The organism is Aerococcaceae bacterium DSM 111021 (assembly GCA_020112395.1).
Lineage (GTDB): Bacteria > Bacillota > Bacilli > Lactobacillales > Aerococcaceae > Ruoffia.
Genome location: JACCEK010000001.1, coordinates 555,219 through 574,658 on the forward strand (window position 1 = coordinate 555,219; position 19,440 = coordinate 574,658).

The following is a 19,440-nucleotide window of genomic DNA, read 5'->3' on the forward strand; positions in this document are numbered from 1 at the left end:
CAGACTAAAGTAAGTCAGCAAAGTCAGTTTGTAGATTTTGAATATAACCCTCATCTATTTTTTCAATCGTTGTATTTTCAATAGCATCTTGAACTAATGCCTCGATATCTAAAGCTGTTTCGTAATCTTTGATTTTTTCAATTTTCGGCTTCGTATGTGGTGCACTTGGTGCAAATACTGTACAACAATCTTCATATGGTTCATTAGATACATCATACGTATCGATTCGCTCTGCTAAAGCTATAATTTCATTTTTGTCGGTTGCAATCAATGGTCTAAGTACCGGAGTTGTTGTAACCTCATTAATGACACGCATACTTTGAACTGTTTGTGATGCAACTTGTCCAAGTGATTCTCCATTAATAATTGCATCCGCATTGTTCTGTTCAATAAGTTGATCCATAATTCTTAACATAAAACGACGCATTACAGTCATCGATTCGCTATCTGGAATGTGCGCTTTAATCTCCTCTTGAATTTTAGCGAATGGTACATTATGGAATTTTATAGGCATTCCAAAATGCGCTAATTTTGCAGTTAATTTTTTAGCCTTTTCTAATGCTTGTGGGCTTGTATAAGGCGGACTGCTAAAGTGAACTGCTTCAATCTCCATTCCACGACGCATCATTAAATACCCTGCAATTGGAGAATCAAATCCTCCTGACAACATTAGCATTCCTCTTCCACTAGAACCATAAGGCATTCCTTGAAGTCCAGGATAAGATAACAAACTCAAATAAGCTTCGTCTTTAAGGTGAATACTCACTGTTAGTTTATAGGTTGGTTTATTCATCTTCACTTCTAAATTTTGATACGCTTCACCAATGACATCCCCTACTTCACGTTGAATCTCATAAGTATCCAACGCGAATTCCTTATCAGAGCGTTTTGCGACAACTTTAAATGATTCATTATCCTGAATATTCAATTCCTTAAACAATTCTAAAGCACGCTTTTTAATTGCATCCATATTTTTGGCAACTGGATAGACAGGTTCAAATCTTGCAATACCTGGTATATCTTTTAATACATCTATAATGTCTTCATAGCTTGCCTCATTCCAAATAACAAACATAAAATCACGATTAGGTAAAATCTTAATACGTTCAATATGTTTCGTTTTATGGCGAATTTGCTCAGCCATTTTTTGTTGAAACATTTTTCGGTTTTTTCCTTTAGTTGACAATTCACCATAGTGAATTTTGATTTGTTTTTCTTTCATTATATCTCCTCTTTAAGCATAAGTTTTAAATTGTTCAGTGACTTGTTGTAGTGTCTTGATTAGAAACTCAACTTCTTCATCGGTTGTTGTATTTGCCATACTTATTCTGATAGCTGATTTACTGATACTATCGGGTATTTTCATCGCTTTTAACGTTGCATGCTCTTTATGGGAACGACTAGCACAAGCACTCGTTGTGGAAACAAACACATTGTGTGCTTCTAATGCATGTAGCAATACTTCACCTGGTACTGGAGTTAACGCACCACATACTATATGTTCACTACCTGTTGCCTCAGAAAAAACATTCCAGCCAAGTTTTTTCATTTCATTAATCAGTTGAAGTCTGTAATTACCCAATTTCTCTTTTGTTTCGCTTTGAATTTCATCCATCTTTCGTAGAGCACGACTTGTTGCCACGATTCCCGGTAAGTTCTCAGTACTACTACGTCGACCAGTTTCTTGTCCCCCACCAAATAATAAGGGTTTAGTAGGTACTCGCTTGCGTTGCGCTAAAATCCCAACACCTCTTACCGAATGAAATTTGTGACTGGATAATGTAATCATATCAATTCTTGGTTCCCGTAATAAGTCAATTTGAGTTGTAACAGTTTGAACGCCATCCATATGCCAGATGACTTGAGGATATTTCTTTAATAATGAAGCAATTCCATCAATTGGTTGAATAGCCCCGACTTCATTGTTAACACCCATAATAGATACGAGTAGAACGTCATCACTGAGTAATTCTTCAAAGTGATTTAGCTCAATTTGTCCATTTGAATCAACGTTTATCAATTCAACTTGATACCCCATTGATTCTAACAACGGGATTTGTTTCATTGTAGCTGGATGTTCAATGGATGAGATTAACACTTTATTTCTTTTTGGATGAATATCTTTAATTGCTTTTAATATTGCTTGCATAACCCAGTTATTAACTTCAGTCCCGCTAGAAGCAAAGAAAATCTCATTACTTTGAAAACACAATATGTCAGCAATTTGTTGTCTAGCTGATGTCATTAAAGCCTTGGCTTCTTCTCCTAATTTGTGAGCACTCGAAGGGTTTCCAAAGTAACTTAATGATACTTTTTGAAATACATCAAGTATTTCTGAAAAGGGTTTTGTTGTTGCACTATTATCGAAATAATACATCTCATTTCTCCTTCTACAATTTATTTTATCAATTTTTTCTAAAAACAGCACCAAACATTATAACATAGCTTTGATTGGATGTCAGTGATTTTATCATATTTAACACACTACATAAAAATAACCTTTGAATTGTCACTTGACGACCAATTCAAAGGTTAAAACTTATTTTAAAATACTCGGTTTTGCTTTTCTTGTTGATACATACGTCTAACTTGAGTTGGACCATCACGATCAACACGGTATAAAGCTTTTTCAATGACATTTAGAGCTTCATCATATCTGAATTCATCGTAGAATAAGTATTCTGCATCATGAATGGCTTGATCCATCTCTGGATAGTCAAAGCGGAATCGATTACTATGTTGAATCATATATTCAGTAAGTGTAGCACTATCTACTGTCGTCTCAGTCAGATCTTCTAATTGACCAAGATGTTCAGTTAATTGTCTCTCTAACACTTCAATCTCGCTCATATCAATACGTACTCGGTTTAATTGTTTTGATAAGTTTTCAATCTCATCTGTTACTTTATAGAATATATCATAGTAATTCGAACTTAAACCTGGTAGATGTTGTTTCTCCAAGCGTCGTTTCATATTACGTAAATCTAATTCATAAGTATCTAAATTGCTTTTCGCTTCGCGTTCGCGTAGATTTAGTTGACCTAAATCTTTAACAATTTTTTGTTGCTTACTATCGTAATCATTAAGATTCTTTTCAATGCGGCTTAATTGTTCCGCTACTTGAGTAAACACTGCACCGTCTGTTTCAATTGATCCAGCCGTGTTAGTGAAGCGACCAAACTCTGCATTAATCTGATCAGTTAATTCACTAATCTGATCCACTTCGTTCTCATGCAAGATATAACTTTGAGCGATACGATCTACCTCAATACTAGCATAACGATTATTTTCTCTTACTTCGTCAAAACGCGAACGCAATTGATTAATATGAGTGTTCACATAATTTTTTGCTTCGATTTCCGCTTCCATAAAGTCATATAGTGAATTGATTTCTCGATCTGCTTTGTCCATTAAAGTTTGTGCATCAACTAAATCAGCATTTTTAATGTGATTTTTAGCTTCATTCAATCTTTCTTGAATCTCTTCTACTTTCTCAGGCACATTCACACCTTCGAAATTAAAGTGACTTTCAAGCATTCTTTGATGCCCATCAAGAATATCTTCCAAAGCATCTTCGTAATCTTTCTTAATCTTGTTGTACATAGATGGTAGCTTTTCAAGAATTTCTTCTAAGCTACTTAAATCTGCTTCGATTGTATCTAACATGTCGTCGGCTTCAATGTGATCACCAGCAGTTGTTAACTCATTGTAACGTGTAAAGTTTAACTCTAAATATTGTAAGTTTTTCTCTAACGTTTCAATAGCTGGCCCGTAATCGAAAGAATGATTCATAATGCTTTTACGCGCTGTGTTATAGCGTTCAAGCATAGCTTCATTACGGTCATGATTATTTTCACTAATACGTAGTAAAGCTGTTAACTCATCATGTAAGTCATGGACTTGTACTTCCGTTTCGTCAAGTAAATCACGTGCCTCATCTAGCGCAGTTTTAGCCTTCATCAAGTTCATTTGTTCGCTGTATTGCTCTGCTCCGACTAACATTGCCTCAATCTCTGTAAATTGAAAATTTGTTAGTGTTTGCCAAGTTGCAACAAGGCTCTCATATTTACGTTTCGTTTGGCCCGCTAAATCCATATTCTTTAACGTAAATAATTGATCAGCAATCGAAATGCTCATCATTTCGTCTTTACGATTCTCTAGTTCTCGTATCTCTTTCGCACGCTGCGTTCTTAGATAAAAAATAACCCCCGATGCAACAAGAAAGAGGATAACGATGATAAATAAAATATCAGTAAAGGTTAAATTCATTGTCTCGCTCCTCATCAATCAGTATATATATGTGTTTTAAATTTACTACATAAATTGTCAATCTCGATTATAGCATTTACAAGTCATTAATTAAAGTATTTATCGCGATAAATAAAGGCATTAGCGTAAAGGTTGTAGTGAAATACACCCATATTCAATAGATTCTATCCAAATCAACTTCATCCTTTATTAAAATAGACAACAAAAGTAACTTAAAATATTACTACTTGTATATATAATTCATTCCAAAAATGTCAAATTGCTCTATAGTACACCCATACACTTACTATAATAACAGAAATAATTACTAATTATCACTATATATGAAAATAAACGATATATTTATACTAAAAATTTACTTATACCTACTAATTTAATTTTATCCCCCTTAATAAAACATGATATACTATGTCTATTATATTTAGAAAGGTTTGGTAGATAAATGAAAATTTTATTACTACTCTCAAGTTTACTTACACTCTCTTCTATTAATGTCCATGCTCAAGATGACTTCAGTATTGGGATGGTCACAGACGTCGGTGGAGTTGACGATAAATCCTTCAACCAAGGTGCATGGGAAGGCATGAATCGCTGGGGTAAAGAGCATAATAAAGAACAAGGATTAGATGGCTTTACCTATTTCCAATCTGATACCGAAGCTGATTACATAACAAACTTAAACTTAGCATCTCAAAATAACATCGATCTTATATTTGCTATCGGCTATAAATTACAACCCGCTGTACAAGAAATTGCTAAACAATATCCAGATCAATACTTTGGGATGGTCGATTCGGTAATTGAATTACCCAATGTTGCTTCTTTAAACTTTGCCGATGAAGAAGCAGCCTTTCTTGCTGGTGTCGCGGCGGCTACAACTACTAAATCCAATAAAGTTGGATTTGTTGGCGGTGTTGAAGGTGTTGTTATTGATAAGTTTGAAGCCGGTTTTGTTGCTGGTGTTCAAGCTGTTGACGATTCTATCGATATCGACATCCAATACGCTGGAAGCTTCACAGACTCTTCGATCGGACGTACTATCGCTGCTACGATGTATGCCAACGACGTCGATGTTATCTTCCACGCTTCAGGACCTACCGGTAACGGCGTCTTTTCAGAAGCTAAAGATTTAGTAAGCATCCAACCAGATAGAGAGCTTTGGGTGATTGGTGTTGATTTGGATCAAAGTGCTGAAGGGAAAACAACCATAAATGGTGAAACCCGAAATATCAATTTAACTTCTACCTTAAAAAACACCGGTAATGCAATCCATTCCTTTAGCAATGGTGTTTTAGAAAACGGCTTTGAACCAGGTATTCAATGGTTTAACCTCGCTAACGATGGTGTTGGTTTAGCAGATGGTCGTTTATCTGATGACTCTTTATCTGTTATTGAAGACTTCAGACAACAAATCATTCATGGTGACATTGAAGTTCCAGATGCTCCAGAACAATAATTAAAGTGACTAAAAGTTAGTATTGCCTAGGCAATACTAACTTTTTTTTGTTGCATCATTTAAAGCCGAAATCAATTTGATTTGAAAATGCGAAAGGTGTTCGCATTGTTCCGTGTAAGGAAGACTTCCATTGTGGCCATTGAATTATCTTCAGCTCTAAATAATATACTAACGTATTTTTATTTGGGCGTTTCTGACTCATCATAAATTGATTCATCTTATTCTATATTTCTACCTTATTATACAAAATAACGAGTGCAGTTCGAAGCAGGGCTCCAAACTAACACTCGTTATGTTAAATTCTGTGTTCAATCGTTGTTTTGATAAACTTACAAAATTAGTATTAAAATTAACCTAATTTGTTGTAGTACTCAACAACTAATGACTCATCAATTTCAGCATTTAATTCGCTACGCTCTGGTAAACGAGTTAAAGTACCTTGTTTAGAGTTTTCGTCATATGAAACGAAGTCTAAACGTGAAACAACGTTTTCTAAGTTGTTTTTGATTAATGCTAAATCTTGAGATTTCTCACGTAATCCAACAACTTGTTCTGGTGATACTAAGTATGATGGAATATCAACACGTTTACCATCAACAGTAACGTGACCGTGGTTTACTAATTGACGCGCTTGGCGACGAGTATTAGCAAATCCTAGACGGTATACTAAGTTATCTAAACGAGTTTCTAATAACACCATGAAGTTCTCACCGTGTTTTCCTTCCATTTTACCTGCACGTAGGTATAATGTTGAGAATTGACGTTCGTTTAATCCATACATGAAACGTAATTTTTGTTTCTCTTGTAATTGAGATCCGTACTCAGAAATCTTTCTACGAGAGTTGTTCCCGTGTTGTCCTGGTGCGTAGTTACGTTTTGCGATTTCTTTACCTGTTTCAGTTAAAGAGATTCCTAAACGACGTGATAATTTCCATGATGGTCCTGTATATCTTGACATAATTTAATTCCTCCAATAATTTTTTTGGAGTAAAATAATTCTGTTTAAAACTCGAATGCGTGCATTCCGCTTTCCACTTTCACCATTAGCAGCCGCGGTTACTCGACGCCCTACTTATTTCATTAGGTTTTAGAATGTTGACGCGCTTTCTGTTTTAACGCTGCATTATTTTACACAAGGAATAGTTTAACAAATAAGTGAGTCCAAATCAAGTATTAATTGATAAATTCCGTTGATCGAATCACTTTTGCATTCCCTAGTAACTTCACTAATTCATTATCATGGGTGATAATTAAAATCATTATCCCTTGATTTGATAATTGAGTAATTAATTCTGCGATTTTTCCTACTGTCTTCTCATCTAATGCTGATGTCGGTTCATCAAAGCATAATAAACTCGGATTCATCATCATAGCACGCGCAATCGCTACACGTTGCTTCTGTCCACCAGACAGTTGACCGGGTTTCGAGTCACCTTTATCTCCTACGCCCATTTGTGTTAATAATGAATTTGCTTTTTCTTCCAACACTGCTTTTGAATCAAACTTATTCGACTGTGGCGCAAGTAATAAATTCTCAAGTACACTTAAATTAGGGAATAATTGGTAATCTTGAAATACAAGGCCAATTTTATATTGATAATCCTTAATTGATTGATTATCTTGGTACTGTCCATCCTTAACTAAGAAAGTATCATCAATTGATATAGATCCTTTATCTACTTCTTCAAGATGATTAATCATTCTAAGTAATGTCGTCTTCCCACTACCGGACTCACCTAATACGACTGTAATTTCACCTGGATTCACTTCCATATTATAATTACTTAAAACAACATTGTTGCCAAACTGTTTACTTACGTCTTTTACGATTAAACTCATTTGTTATCCTCCTAATAGTCCAGTTTCTTTTCAATTTGATTTAACACTAAAGTGACAATCCCTGTTAATGCCAAGTAAATCACACCAACATAAAGATACGGTAGCATGCTTGCATGTTGATTCGATAATGATCGCCCGACTTTTAATAATTCATCTAAACCTAGAATATAGATAAGTGATGTATCTTTCACTAAACTTATAATCTCATTACCAACGGATGGCATCACGATATTCCATAATTGAGGTAATATCACTCGGCGGTAACCCGTTAGTTTATTAATTGATAATACTTTCAATGATTCATACTGTCCTTGTGGGATAGCATTTAACCCACCTCGGAATATCTCGACCAAATAGGCGGCATAGTTAATAATCATAGTAGCCAATGCTGCAGGTACACGTTCAAGGGTTATTCCTAAGAATGGTAAACCAAAATATACAACCATCAATTGTAATAATAATGGTGATCCTCTAAACACATAAACGTAAACTTGAATAATAGCTTTTATCCAAGTAGGTGCTCTTTGTTCTAATAATGCAATCAACAAACCAAGTGGGATACTAATAATTAAAACAACAAAAAATACGAATAACGTCGTTTTAGCTGCCTCAAGCAAAGGAGCAAGCATATTTGCTTCATCAGCCGCCTCATCCCCTCCTAGTGTAGCAAACCATCGACCTTCTATCTCATCATAAACATCACTATTCATCACTGTATTTAAAGCTGTGTTAAACTCTTCAACAAACGCTGTATCACTCTTTCTAAATCCAACTGCCGTTGGGGTAATACCAAAATCCTCATCTAGCATTCGATAATCAGCTGCTTGACCATTTTGTGAAAAGTAGTAACGTGTTACTAAGTCTGCAACTACAATTGCGTCAACTCTTCCTGTAGCCAATTCTTGAAGAACTTCATTAAAGGAAGAGAACGTTATAACACGTCCACCATCTAATGATTCGACGAGCCCTGGTTGCTGCATAATTGCTTCGAGCTGCGAAGAACCTTCTTGAGTCGCTACTTTCAATCCTTCTAAATCATTAATTGATTGAATATCACTGTCTTGTTTAACCAAAACTCCTACTCGGCCTTCAACATAATTATCCGAAAAAAGAACTAATTCTTCTCGTTCCGGGGTTTTCGAATAGCCATTCCAAATCATATCAATATTCCCGTTATTCAACTCAGCTTCCTTCATCGACCAATCGATTGATTGAAATTCGTAATCTACACCCATTTCAGTAAAGACTTCCTCAGCCAATTCAACATCAAATCCTGTGAATTCACCGTTTTTTAAGAAACCATATGGTGCGAACGTTGAATCCAACCCTACCGTAACTGTTTCATCTGGTTGAATCGTTATATTCGACTGAGCACTCGCTTGTAAAGGAACGAACACCAAAACACTAAGTATCAACAAGTTAAACCATTTTTTCATTATTACTTACTCCTTATATTCAAATTAAAAACGCCCTTCACTCTATTTTTAGAGTAAAGGACGTTGAGACGTGGTTCCACCTTCATTTTTAATTACCTCACGATAATTAACTTAATCACTTAAGCTAAACTAATCATAAGTGAGACGATAACGAGTCTACCGTTTTATGTTTTAAATTAATAGGTCGTGTATGAGTTGGCTTCATGCTTTGCTTTCCAGCTACCGCAAATTCTCTTTCATGAAGGTGACGACTCGATATCCTATCCATAAATATCTTTTTGTTAAGAATATGGTAAAAGAAAATGATTATAAAGTCAATATGTTAATGTTATTTTAATATTAGTCTTCAATTCTTCTTTCTACAAATCTTAATATCATTGTTGTTACTCCTGTAAATAATAAATAAATCACAGCTACATAAACAAATGGCAATAAACTAGCTTGTTGATTCGACATTGTTCGACCAACTTTCAATAATTCTTCCAAACCAAGAATATGAATTAATGATGTATCTTTAATTAAACTAATGACTTCATTACCGACTGAGGGCATTACAATCTTCCATAATTGAGGAAGAATAACATTCTTTAATCCAGTAATCCGATCAATTGAAAGAACTTGTAAGGCCTCGTACTGACCTTTGGGTATAGCGTTTAAGCCACCTCTAAAAATTTCAACAAAATACGCTGCATAATTCAACACTAAAGTAATTAGGGCTGCTTCAAAACGCCCTAATACAATTCCAATAAAAGGTAGGCCAAAGAACATAAACATCATTTGAAGGAGTAATGGTGTTCCACGGAAAAGATAGACGTAACCCCTAATTATAACTCCTAATGTTTTCGAAAACCTTTGAGCTAACAACGCTATTATTAATCCAAGCGGAATACTTAGTATTAGCGTAAATATGAAAAATTGAAACGTCGTAACGAATCCATTATATAGTGGTTGTATCATTGATAAATCCATCTCTTTTTCGCTCCTTATAGCCTACATTAATATTATTTTATTCGCTCTCTACATCGCTGAACCATTGAGATTTAATCTCATCGAATGTTCCGTCTTCAATTATTTCTGCCAATACAGTATTAAATTCTTCAGCGAATGCTTCATCACTCTTACGGAACCCTACACCATAATCCTCTTCACCAAAGTTATCATCTAAAATACGGTATTGATCTGCTGATCCATTTTGTTCTAAGAAATAGGTTGCCAATAATTCATCAACGACAATGCCATCAACACGACCATTGTCTAAATCGCTAAACACTTCTACGAAGGTTGGATACGTGACTGGTTGCCCACCATCCAAGCCCATAGCAAACTCTTCTTCATTCATAATTGCTTCAAACGATGCTGATTGTTCCTGGGTTGCCATAAATCTTCCAGCAAAATCTTCTTTTGCTTGAATATCACTATCCGCTTTAACAATGATAACTTGTCGGTTTTGGATATATGGTTCTGAGAACAATACAACTTCTTCACGCTGTGGTGTGATAGAATACCCATTCCAAATCATATCAATGTTGTTTGTATTCAATTCTGTTTCTTTCATACTCCAATCAATGGGTTGGAAAGTATAGTCAACATTTAGTCGACCAAGGATTTCTTCAGCTAAATCAATATCAAAACCAACATTCTCTCCTTCATTATTTTTGAATCCGAACGGTGCGAACGTATCATCAAATCCGATGACTACACCTTCATCTTTATTAATTTCTTGAGCAAATGCTGGGCTTGATGCAGACACTAATGTTAATAACGCAATAAAAGCGACGATTATTTTTGATACTATTTTTTTCATTTTATAAGTCTCCTTTTGTAAACTAAAGCAACAAAAAACGCCCTTTAATCCATATGGATTAAAGGACGTCTACGACGTGGTCCCACCTTTGTTTATAATTATTTCTCAATAATTATCTCAGTAAGTAATACGATTACTTAGACGATAAAGGGTCAACCTTGATTGTAATACGAAAGGCTGTGTCTTCATAGGCTGTTATGCTTTGCTTCTCAGCTACCGCAAATTCTCTTTCATAACATGACCTATCTCTTTGTCCTTTGAAACAATCTTTTTTTATTTATGAGTTTATAATAAGTTAATCCGTGCATTAAGTCAAGTGTTTTAATCGTATACTAATAATTTAACCGAAATTCTATGTTTAATCATTTTTTGTGTAAAAGCGACCATTCTTTTATACTTATTCCATTGAGAATGGTTTAATCCCCGGTTAGGAACACAGCTCCACTAGTTCCTCGACTGACACCTCGTGATTGAGCTTCCATCTCGCTGTACTACTGAATCTATACGTCGCTCATCGCCGAAAGAGGTAACCGAAGACATTCCCACGGACACAATGAATTCCCAATTGATACGGGAATGTGTGCAAATCCCTCGCTTTTACACAAAGACATCTTGATTAACCGTATAAAAAAAGCTTCCCACATTATTTAGGAAGCTTAGAAAACTCATTGTATTTAACTTATAGTGCGCCGACTGTGGCTTTAACCATTGTCGCTGATACTTTACCAGCGGTGACGATAAACTGATCAAATGACATTGATGCTTCATCATTCGCTGAATCTGATATAGCACGCACAATGACAAATGGAATCCCCATGACATAAGCAGCTTGAGCGATAGCAGTCGATTCCATCTCAGCAGCTCTTGCAAGTGGAAAATTCTCTAGTATCTCAGCTTTTTGAGCATGAGTTCCAACAAATTGGTCCCCTGATACAATTTGTCCGATGTAAGGCTCTAAGCCCATATCACGACATACATTCTGTGCCACTCTTACCATTTCAGTATCTGGGTAATACAATGCTGGCATACCTGCCATTTGTCCTAGTTCATAATTGAACCCAGTTACGTCCACATCATGATAAGCTAATGTATGTGCAATAACAATGTCCCCTACTTCTAATGCAGAATCTAAAGCACCTGCAGATCCAGTGTTTATAATGTGAGTCACATTAAATAATTGTTTTAATAATGTCACTGTGATTGTCACGTTTACTTTACCTATGCCCGATAAGACAAGCACAACTTCCTTACCTTCTAAATTACCTTTAATAAACTCTACACCAAATTGTGTAGATACTTCTTGTTCAGTAATTGATTTTTTTAATTCGCGAATTTCTTCTTCCATCGCTCCAATTAATCCAATAATCATATTCATCCTCTTTTCTACAAATTTTATAATAAGAATGCAATAACTAATACAATAATCAATAATACACCAACAATGATTATACCATTATTTAAAAATCTATCGATGCGCGCATTATATTTAGTTCGTCTTGGCATATTTTCATTCTGCTTGAATCGTGATTCTTCTTGCGTTAAACCATAATCATCGTAGTCTTCAGGATTATCATGTTGGTAGTTAAATTCATCTTGGTCATGATATTCTGATGAATGTTGAGTTTGGTCATTATTATAAGTGTTCTGTTGTCTTCTTTGGCTTCTAGAAACATACTGATTGCCAAATTCACCTTCTTGTTCATGTGTTCCATATTCAGAATAGTCGTCTAAATTTTCAGCATAGCCTTGGCCTTGATAGTAATCGTGATTCTCTTCATTTTGCCACTCACTACCTTGGACCGGTTCTCTTGAATCCATTCGGTATTCTCGCTGCTCATCCATTTCTGTATTGTCGAATTCTGAATCACTTTCATAATCGATATATTCTTGATAGTCTTCATTTCGTTTCTTCTTAAACATTCTCATCATCCTTTTTGATATAGCCAGTAATTTAATGCCATAGCTGTCTTCATATCTCTTACTTCATCATTTTCTAGCATCATTTTCACTTCTTGTCGTGTAAACTCAACTAGTTCAATATGTTCATCCTCATCTTGAGCCAGAGGTGTCTCTACTTTCACTAAACGATCCGCAACAAAGACTGTTACTTTCTCATTCACGAAGCCTGGGGATACATAATAACTCCCTAACTCAGTCCAATCACTGGCTTGATAGCCTGTCTCTTCCTCCAACTCACGCTTTGCAGCAGTTAATGCCTCTTCCTCTACTCCATCAATAAAGTCTCTTAAACCAGCTGGTATTTCGATAATATGCTCAACAACTGCTGGGCGATATTGCTTAACAAGTAGTACTGTGTCTTGTGGAGTTATAGCTAATATACCTACCGCAGATTGATGATTGATTAATTCACGGTAAGCTAATTGTCCATTTTCTAACTCTATTTGGTTACGATATAATTGTAAAATTGCCCCATCATAGATTAACTCACTCTGTCTTAGGACTTTGTCTTGCAAAAATGGGATATGTTCTGGATTTGAATACATGATATACCTCCTGATAAATATTAAACAAATTGTAGCGACTCTCACTTTATAAAACAAGCAAAGACTGTCAATGTATAATTCAATCACTTTCTTTTGTTTATTATAGACGAGATCTATGATCAGTAAATGACTATTTTATGACATTTCTATGCATGATTCTAAAATATGGGACTCCAGTCCGATAAATGACACGATACTTTATGATAAACTTTAGTTAAGATGAACAAGAAAAAACAAATGGAGGGATAAATATGTTCGGATTATTAGCATTAGGCTTAAATATACTCTTTATTATTGGTATAGGCTCAATTTTACTTAGTATAATCATAAATATGACACGACCACATTCAAAAAAATCAAACAATATAAGCAAAGGTGTTCCCATCTTTTTTATTATATTATTTCTCATAGGGATAATACTTTCAGGTGCGTCATTTATACCTTATTCGTTGATTAGCGTATTTGTGTTGATGATTATTACATTTGGATCAATTTCACTGTTAACGCGTTTGTATAATCATTTAACTCAAGATTCACCTCATACTCTACAAACAATTGTCTATTTGTTTTCAATTTTAAGTATTGGTGGAGCTGGTCTCGGTTCAGTATTTGATGCAGACTATCAAATCATTCAAAATATTATCTTACTTTTCATTTCAAATGTGAGTATAATTATTGGTTTCACTGTTATTACATTCCTTATCGGGAAATTATTCAAATCTAATTCTAGACCTTTTTCAAAAAATTCTTTTGCACGAACAAGCTCTAAAGATAAGCTCCAACATTACCATGAAGCCGGCTTATCTGATGAAGAAATTTCATACTTAAGAGAACAGTTAGCGCAAGCACGTGAGCATATTATATCGATAGAAAAACAAATGAATGCTACAGCAAAACTACGTGCGATTGATGTGCGTCATAATACAATTGAAATTAGTAAACAATTCTTCCAAGATATAGTCAAAGAGCCTAAACGTTTTAGTGAAGCAGGCGATGTAATATACCGTATCCTCCCATCATTAAATGATTTAACTGAAAAATACAATGAAGTGAGCGAACATATTGCCAAGAATAAACAAACTTACCTAATCTTAGAAAAAAGTGCACAAACGATTGAAGAATTAGCAAAACGATTAACAGAAGATTACATTCACTTTCATAAAGCGACTTACCAAGATTTGGATGATGAGATTAATTTAGCAAATCGTACCTTAAATCGGAATCAAAATATTGAACCATCACGCTCTGTCGATGATATCTTAGAAGATTGGAACAATATGAATGATGAAGATAATACAGATACAAAGGAGTAGATATATATGAGTGAAGAAAAAGATTTATTCGATGAGTTGTTAGAACAAGAACACGGTTCGATCAATGAGGCCGTTCAGTCAGTTCAACCAGAATCATCAGAATTCGATGAATTACTAGCTAATCCTTTTGATGAAACAATCGAACAAACAATTGAAAAAGATATTGCTGATCAAGAAATGTTAGCTAAACGCCAAGTTTCAAACGAAAAACTTATCGAACGCTTACCAGAACATCGCCAAAAGCAAGCTAAAGACTTAGCTAATCAAATTGACGAGGACAACATGAGTGCAATTATCGCTTATGGATCGAATGCACAGAAAAAATTAAGTGAATTCTCTCGTTCAATCTTACAACAAGTACAGTTAAAAGATACTGGAGAAGTTGGAGATGTTTTGACTGAGTTAATGACAAAGTTACAAGAGTCTGATCCACGTCAACTAACTGCAGAACCTAATATTTTCCAACGCGTTTTCAAACGTGTAAAAAGCTCAATTACAGAAACACAAATGCGTTATCAACAAATTGGTAGTCAAATTGATCGTGTAGCTATTCGTTTAGAACGTGAGAAAACAGAATTACTTAATGATAATCAAATGTTAGAACAGTTTTACAGTAAAAATAAAGATTATTTTGATGCACTAAATGTCTATATTGCGGCTGGTGAAGTTAAGATGGAACAACTCCAAAACGAAGTTATTCCTAAAGCCATCGATACGGCTAGACAATCTCAAGATCAAATGGAAGTTCAAAAAGTCAATGACTTAAACCAATTTCTAGATCGTTTAGATAAGCGAACACACGACTTACGCTTAACGCGACAAATGACTATTCAACAAGCACCACAAATACGAATGATTCAAAACACTAATCAAGTCTTAGCTGAGAAGATTCAAGTATCTGTCCATACGGCTATTCCGTTATGGGAGAACCAAATTACAATCGCTTTGGCCCTACTTCGTCAGCAAAATGCTGCGACGTCACAGCGACAAGTGTCCGAAACAACAAATAACTTGTTGCTTAAAAACTCAGAAATGTTGAAACAAAGTACCATTGATATTGCTCGTGAAGCTGAACGAGGCGTGATTGATATCGATACATTACGTAAGACTCAAAGTAACTTGATTAGTACATTAGAAGAAACCTTAGAAATTCAACAAACAGGCCGTCAACAACGTCGATTGGCCGAACATGAACTTCAAGAAATGGAAAATGATTTACGCGATAAATTATTAGCCATCTCAAATGAGCAAAAGAAACAACGCCAAGGGGATCAAGAAAATATCTAAAAAAAGTCAGCCGAAAAAAACGGCTGACTTTTTCATTTGATTTTTTTTAATTAAGACAATCTATCATTAACTATTTTTTAGACTCTTTTGATGCATGTAATACTATTTTCTTTTTCATTTGTAAAATAAAATAATGAAAAAGAAAAATTAATACTGTTATTTTAATATAACTGAATATACCTGTACTTTTGTTATCAATTATCATAATTAAAAAAATAGCATGCACAATTCCCTCTTCCCAGGAATATGTTTCTTTATGAAATTTATTCAATGCACTCTTTGGATTAATTAATGCTTTCAAAGTTTCTATCAATTGAAAGCTCCTTTCATATAAATTTTAATGACTCATTTTAGTTTTTTGATTTATTAGTTTAACTTTGTTAATCACTAATTATTTGTTGTAACAATATCATTTAATATGGCTGTTGTATCCTATTTTTATAATATCACTATTAATGGTGGTTTCCCTTTTTGAGGTTTTTTCAAAATCAGTTAAATCTTGATTAACAGTAATAAGTTCTTAACTAATTACCTATGCAAATATGGTTTGTCTAACGCTAAATATAATATCACAGCTTAAACTGGATTAAGAAGTGATATTACTACTATAGTTAATATTATGTATAAAATTATTCATGTAATTATTTAGTGCCACTTATTTTTCATTACGTTTTTTCATTATAAATGAATTACTAATGCTTTTCTATTTTTTGCTCTAAGAATAAATTCTTAAACTTCATTAATTGCACTATCCAATTAATCTGTAGCATAAAGAATACACTTCATATAAATCAATATTATCATTATTTTTTCATGACTAAATTCCTGATAAAATGCTTCAGAGATAAAAGAGTTTGATTGCCAGTCTTTTCTAACGTTTCTTCGTTATTTTCATTTCAGACTAAAGTATTTACGCATTTGTTCTAGTTGCGATGAGTAAACATTACAATTTTCTTTTTAAGATTGACTCTTGAGAACTTTACTTTTCCTAAAAAACATTAAAATATCGTTTTCTCGTCCTATCAGTTACATTTATATTTGAACAATATCTCTTATTTTTGAACTTGACATAATACAAATTTACTTTAGGATAAGTGATAAATCGATGCTCTAAAAATTAACAATTGATCCAACATAAGGAGAGGATTTTTTTATGCAACATATTGGACCTTTAATCAAGAGAATTAGATTAGATAAAGGACTTACTTTAAAAGAAACTTCTGAAGGGATTATATCAATTGCTTTTCTTTCAAAGTTTGAAAATCAAAAAAATGATATATCTGTTTCGAATTTATTTGCTTTACTTCAACGGTTAAAGATAAGTCCAGATGAGTTTTATCGATTAACCTCTCGATACAATTCAACACCTATGTATCAGTTTTTGCAGGACTTATTACCGGGCTTAGTAAATAACGATATTATTTTTTTAAACAAAAAATTAGATGAACTATCCTTTAATATATACACTTTTGATAGCATTTTTGTCCTTCATTACAAAATCCTAATTGAACAGTACATAAACCTATATAGCAAATTACCTTATAATAACAAGGATATTAACACTATCAGCAAATACTTAATTCATAATGAAAATTGGGGCAACTATGAATTACATCTTTATTCAAATTTCATTAAATTTTTACCACTCCACACTAATTTAATATTGATTAAGAAGGCGAAAAATGCTGCAAGTTCTTTCGTTGGAACAGAGAGTTATAAACATACCGTTGTACTGTTATATATTAACTTTATTAATATGTTGATAGTTAATAATGAATTGCTTGCTGCTCGTGATACTATTAAGGAAATCATGCCGGATTTAATCGATACTAAATATTTTTACGAGATTAATAAACTCAATTATTTAGAAGGAAAAATAATGATTGCTAGTGGTAAAATTACTGAAGGTAAAAGAATAGCTGAAAAAGCAATTGATATAATGTATCAATTGCAAAATAGTAAAATTGCTCGAGCACATAAAAAATCTTTAGATGAATTTATAAACTCCTTCCTATTATAATTTAAAGTAAAGAAAGGAGCAATGTGCATAGGGCCATCGTTCTGTTTTATATTTAAGTATTCATTTTTTCAATGAAGTTGAAGTCGTTAATTAAGTTATTTTTAGAAAAGCGAATACAACTCTAGTCTACATATTTAGAGTCATATCCACTTTTAAATTTTTATAAAACTAATTTCTTATTGTAAATATTATGATTTTTTTATTATCCTAAAAATATACTTTAATTAAATTTTAACACGAATAAAATCATGTACTCGTAAATTTAAATTGAAAATTATAGTTATAATCAAAAAAAAGCATTTATGGATAGTAATACACTGTCTCTACTCCAATTAAGTTTGTTCTTGCTGAATCTGAATAAGCATAAATTATAACTTGTTCCGCCATTATTATCGGTATAGGCCCCCTGTAATCAAATGACCTATATACATATTCAGTAGTATAAACCGTATTTACATTTGAATTATATATATATGTCGCAAGGTCAATAAAGGAACTCACCAAAAAATTTCCACCTGCAGCATTTGATAAAAATATTGCTATACCATTAATTGTATAATTAGCAATACTACCATTTCGATAAAAAGTTTGTATGTATTCAAAGTTCATAAACGGCGATATTTCTGATTCTGCTAAAATATTTACTTCTTCAAAATTAACTATTTCTTCAGTTTCAATTACAGTGGTATCATTATTATAGTGAGCACTAACTGATATAGAAGTAGTTAATGTGCTCATTATCAAAACTGTAATTAAGAACAACTTATTTAATTTTCGTTTTAACATTCCGATTCCTCATTTCTGATTTTACCTTCTGATAACTCACTTTAAATAATTAACTTTTAAATTATTATTGATTCTTATTAAATTAAATAACGGAATATTTTTCTGTTGTAATATTTCTCCTATTAATTCATATTCTTATATTTGTCTAAACTATTCAATAATAATAATATATTCATCATCCCCAAATGGATTCAGCAGACTATAATTTAAATAAGTAAAGCATCCACTTACTAACAAGCTACAAAAAATAAATAACATAGTTTTTTTTATTATTATCCCCCTTGATATATTATGGATATACTTTACCACGTTTAATTTAGTGATGGCTTGTAATTTAACTATAGTTCAAACATAATACAAAATTACTTATACATCATAATATTTTATTTACTCAGAAGAACAGGTGAAGACTTGTTTATCATAGATAGTACTGATTAAGTCTATTTTTGTTGATTTTCTATCTTAACTTGAACTCATGATATATGCTTCCGCAGTCTTTAATTTTTCATTATAGTAAGACTGATACTAACACAATCATCAACTATTTAATGTCCAATGAACATTGGGGCAGTTATGAAGTATATCTCTATACAAATTTTATTAAGTTTATTCCTTTGAATGTAAACAAGCTACTGTTAAAGAAAGCCAAAAGCTCTGCTGCTCATTACGTTAATAAAGATAGTTATAAACATAATGTTGTCGTGATCCAAACTAATTAACGAACGA

Annotated in this window: 18 protein-coding genes; 5 read left to right on the forward strand and 13 right to left on the reverse strand. The window is 33.3% G+C overall.

Annotated elements, in window-relative coordinates; genetic code table 11:
* Positions 1 to 4: 4 nt before the first annotated feature.
* The 3 genes from thiI to HYQ40_02605 form a co-directional block, all read right to left on the reverse strand.
* A complete protein-coding gene (gene thiI, locus HYQ40_02595; protein MBZ6526649.1) occupies positions 5 to 1,222 on the reverse strand; it encodes a tRNA 4-thiouridine(8) synthase ThiI in 1,218 nt (405 codons plus the stop codon).
* Positions 1,223 to 1,234: 12 nt separating this feature from the next.
* A complete protein-coding gene (locus HYQ40_02600) occupies positions 1,235 to 2,377 on the reverse strand; it encodes a cysteine desulfurase (GenBank protein MBZ6526650.1) in 1,143 nt (380 codons plus the stop codon).
* Positions 2,378 to 2,544: 167 nt separating this feature from the next.
* The gene (locus HYQ40_02605; GenBank protein ID MBZ6526651.1) at positions 2,545 to 4,269 is read right to left on the reverse strand and encodes a septation ring formation regulator EzrA; all 1,725 of its coding nucleotides are present in this window, start codon (positions 4,267 to 4,269) and stop codon (positions 2,545 to 2,547) included.
* A 442-nt stretch (positions 4,270 to 4,711) separates the two neighbouring features.
* Here HYQ40_02605 and HYQ40_02610 point away from each other — a divergent pair, with 442 nt between their 5' ends.
* On the forward strand, positions 4,712 to 5,725 hold the full coding sequence (locus tag HYQ40_02610) for a BMP family protein (GenBank protein MBZ6526652.1): 1,014 nt from the start codon (positions 4,712 to 4,714) through the stop codon (positions 5,723 to 5,725).
* 349 nt (positions 5,726 to 6,074) lie between these two features.
* Here HYQ40_02610 and rpsD read toward each other — a convergent pair whose 3' ends face one another.
* The 8 genes from rpsD to HYQ40_02650 all read right to left on the reverse strand — a co-directional run bounded on the left by rpsD (position 6,075) and on the right by HYQ40_02650 (position 13,308).
* Entirely contained in the window at positions 6,075 to 6,683 is a 609-nt protein-coding gene (gene rpsD / locus HYQ40_02615; GenBank protein MBZ6526653.1) for a 30S ribosomal protein S4, read from the reverse strand.
* Between the two features lie 215 nt (positions 6,684 to 6,898).
* Positions 6,899 to 7,564, reverse strand: a complete 666-nt coding sequence (locus HYQ40_02620; GenBank protein MBZ6526654.1) for an amino acid ABC transporter ATP-binding protein — start codon at positions 7,562 to 7,564, stop codon at positions 6,899 to 6,901.
* Between the two features lie 11 nt (positions 7,565 to 7,575).
* Positions 7,576 to 9,000 (reverse strand): ABC transporter permease subunit, encoded by a 1,425-nt coding sequence (locus tag HYQ40_02625; GenBank protein ID MBZ6526655.1) that lies wholly within the window; start codon positions 8,998 to 9,000, stop codon positions 7,576 to 7,578.
* Positions 9,001 to 9,339: 339 nt separating this feature from the next.
* Positions 9,340 to 9,969, reverse strand: coding sequence for an amino acid ABC transporter permease (locus HYQ40_02630; protein ID MBZ6526656.1), 630 nt, complete (start codon positions 9,967 to 9,969; stop codon positions 9,340 to 9,342).
* A 37-nt stretch (positions 9,970 to 10,006) separates the two neighbouring features.
* Positions 10,007 to 10,804 carry an amino acid ABC transporter substrate-binding protein gene (locus HYQ40_02635; GenBank protein MBZ6526657.1) on the reverse strand — a complete coding sequence of 266 codons (798 nt, stop codon included), beginning with the start codon at positions 10,802 to 10,804 and terminating at the stop codon, positions 10,007 to 10,009.
* 679 nt (positions 10,805 to 11,483) lie between these two features.
* Positions 11,484 to 12,179, reverse strand: coding sequence for a 5'-methylthioadenosine/adenosylhomocysteine nucleosidase (locus tag HYQ40_02640; protein MBZ6526658.1), 696 nt, complete (start codon positions 12,177 to 12,179; stop codon positions 11,484 to 11,486).
* Between the two features lie 17 nt (positions 12,180 to 12,196).
* Positions 12,197 to 12,724, reverse strand: coding sequence for a hypothetical protein (locus HYQ40_02645; protein MBZ6526659.1), 528 nt, complete (start codon positions 12,722 to 12,724; stop codon positions 12,197 to 12,199).
* Positions 12,725 to 12,729: 5 nt separating this feature from the next.
* A complete protein-coding gene (locus HYQ40_02650) occupies positions 12,730 to 13,308 on the reverse strand; it encodes an NUDIX hydrolase (protein ID MBZ6526660.1) in 579 nt (192 codons plus the stop codon).
* 251 nt (positions 13,309 to 13,559) lie between these two features.
* On the opposite strand from HYQ40_02650, the gene HYQ40_02655 reads away from it, so the two are divergent.
* Together HYQ40_02655 and HYQ40_02660 are read left to right on the forward strand one after the other, a co-directional pair.
* Entirely contained in the window at positions 13,560 to 14,621 is a 1,062-nt protein-coding gene (locus tag HYQ40_02655) for a 5-bromo-4-chloroindolyl phosphate hydrolysis family protein (GenBank protein ID MBZ6526661.1), read from the forward strand.
* A gap of 6 nt (positions 14,622 to 14,627) precedes the next feature.
* Positions 14,628 to 15,908 (forward strand): toxic anion resistance protein, encoded by a 1,281-nt coding sequence (locus HYQ40_02660; protein MBZ6526662.1) that lies wholly within the window; start codon positions 14,628 to 14,630, stop codon positions 15,906 to 15,908.
* A 70-nt stretch (positions 15,909 to 15,978) separates the two neighbouring features.
* On the opposite strand, the gene HYQ40_02665 is transcribed toward HYQ40_02660, so the two are convergent.
* Positions 15,979 to 16,221 carry a hypothetical protein gene (locus tag HYQ40_02665; GenBank protein ID MBZ6526663.1) on the reverse strand — a complete coding sequence of 81 codons (243 nt, stop codon included), beginning with the start codon at positions 16,219 to 16,221 and terminating at the stop codon, positions 15,979 to 15,981.
* Positions 16,222 to 17,061: 840 nt separating this feature from the next.
* Here HYQ40_02665 and HYQ40_02670 point away from each other — a divergent pair.
* Positions 17,062 to 17,928: a helix-turn-helix domain-containing protein gene (locus HYQ40_02670; protein MBZ6526664.1), complete on the forward strand. Its 867-nt coding sequence runs from the start codon at positions 17,062 to 17,064 to the stop codon at positions 17,926 to 17,928.
* Between the two features lie 300 nt (positions 17,929 to 18,228).
* Here HYQ40_02670 and HYQ40_02675 read toward each other — a convergent pair whose 3' ends face one another.
* Positions 18,229 to 18,714, reverse strand: coding sequence for a hypothetical protein (locus HYQ40_02675; protein ID MBZ6526665.1), 486 nt, complete (start codon positions 18,712 to 18,714; stop codon positions 18,229 to 18,231).
* 482 nt (positions 18,715 to 19,196) lie between these two features.
* Between HYQ40_02675 and HYQ40_02680 the strand changes: the two genes are divergently transcribed.
* Entirely contained in the window at positions 19,197 to 19,433 is a 237-nt protein-coding gene (locus tag HYQ40_02680; protein MBZ6526666.1) for a hypothetical protein, read from the forward strand.
* Positions 19,434 to 19,440: the final 7 nt, after the last annotated feature.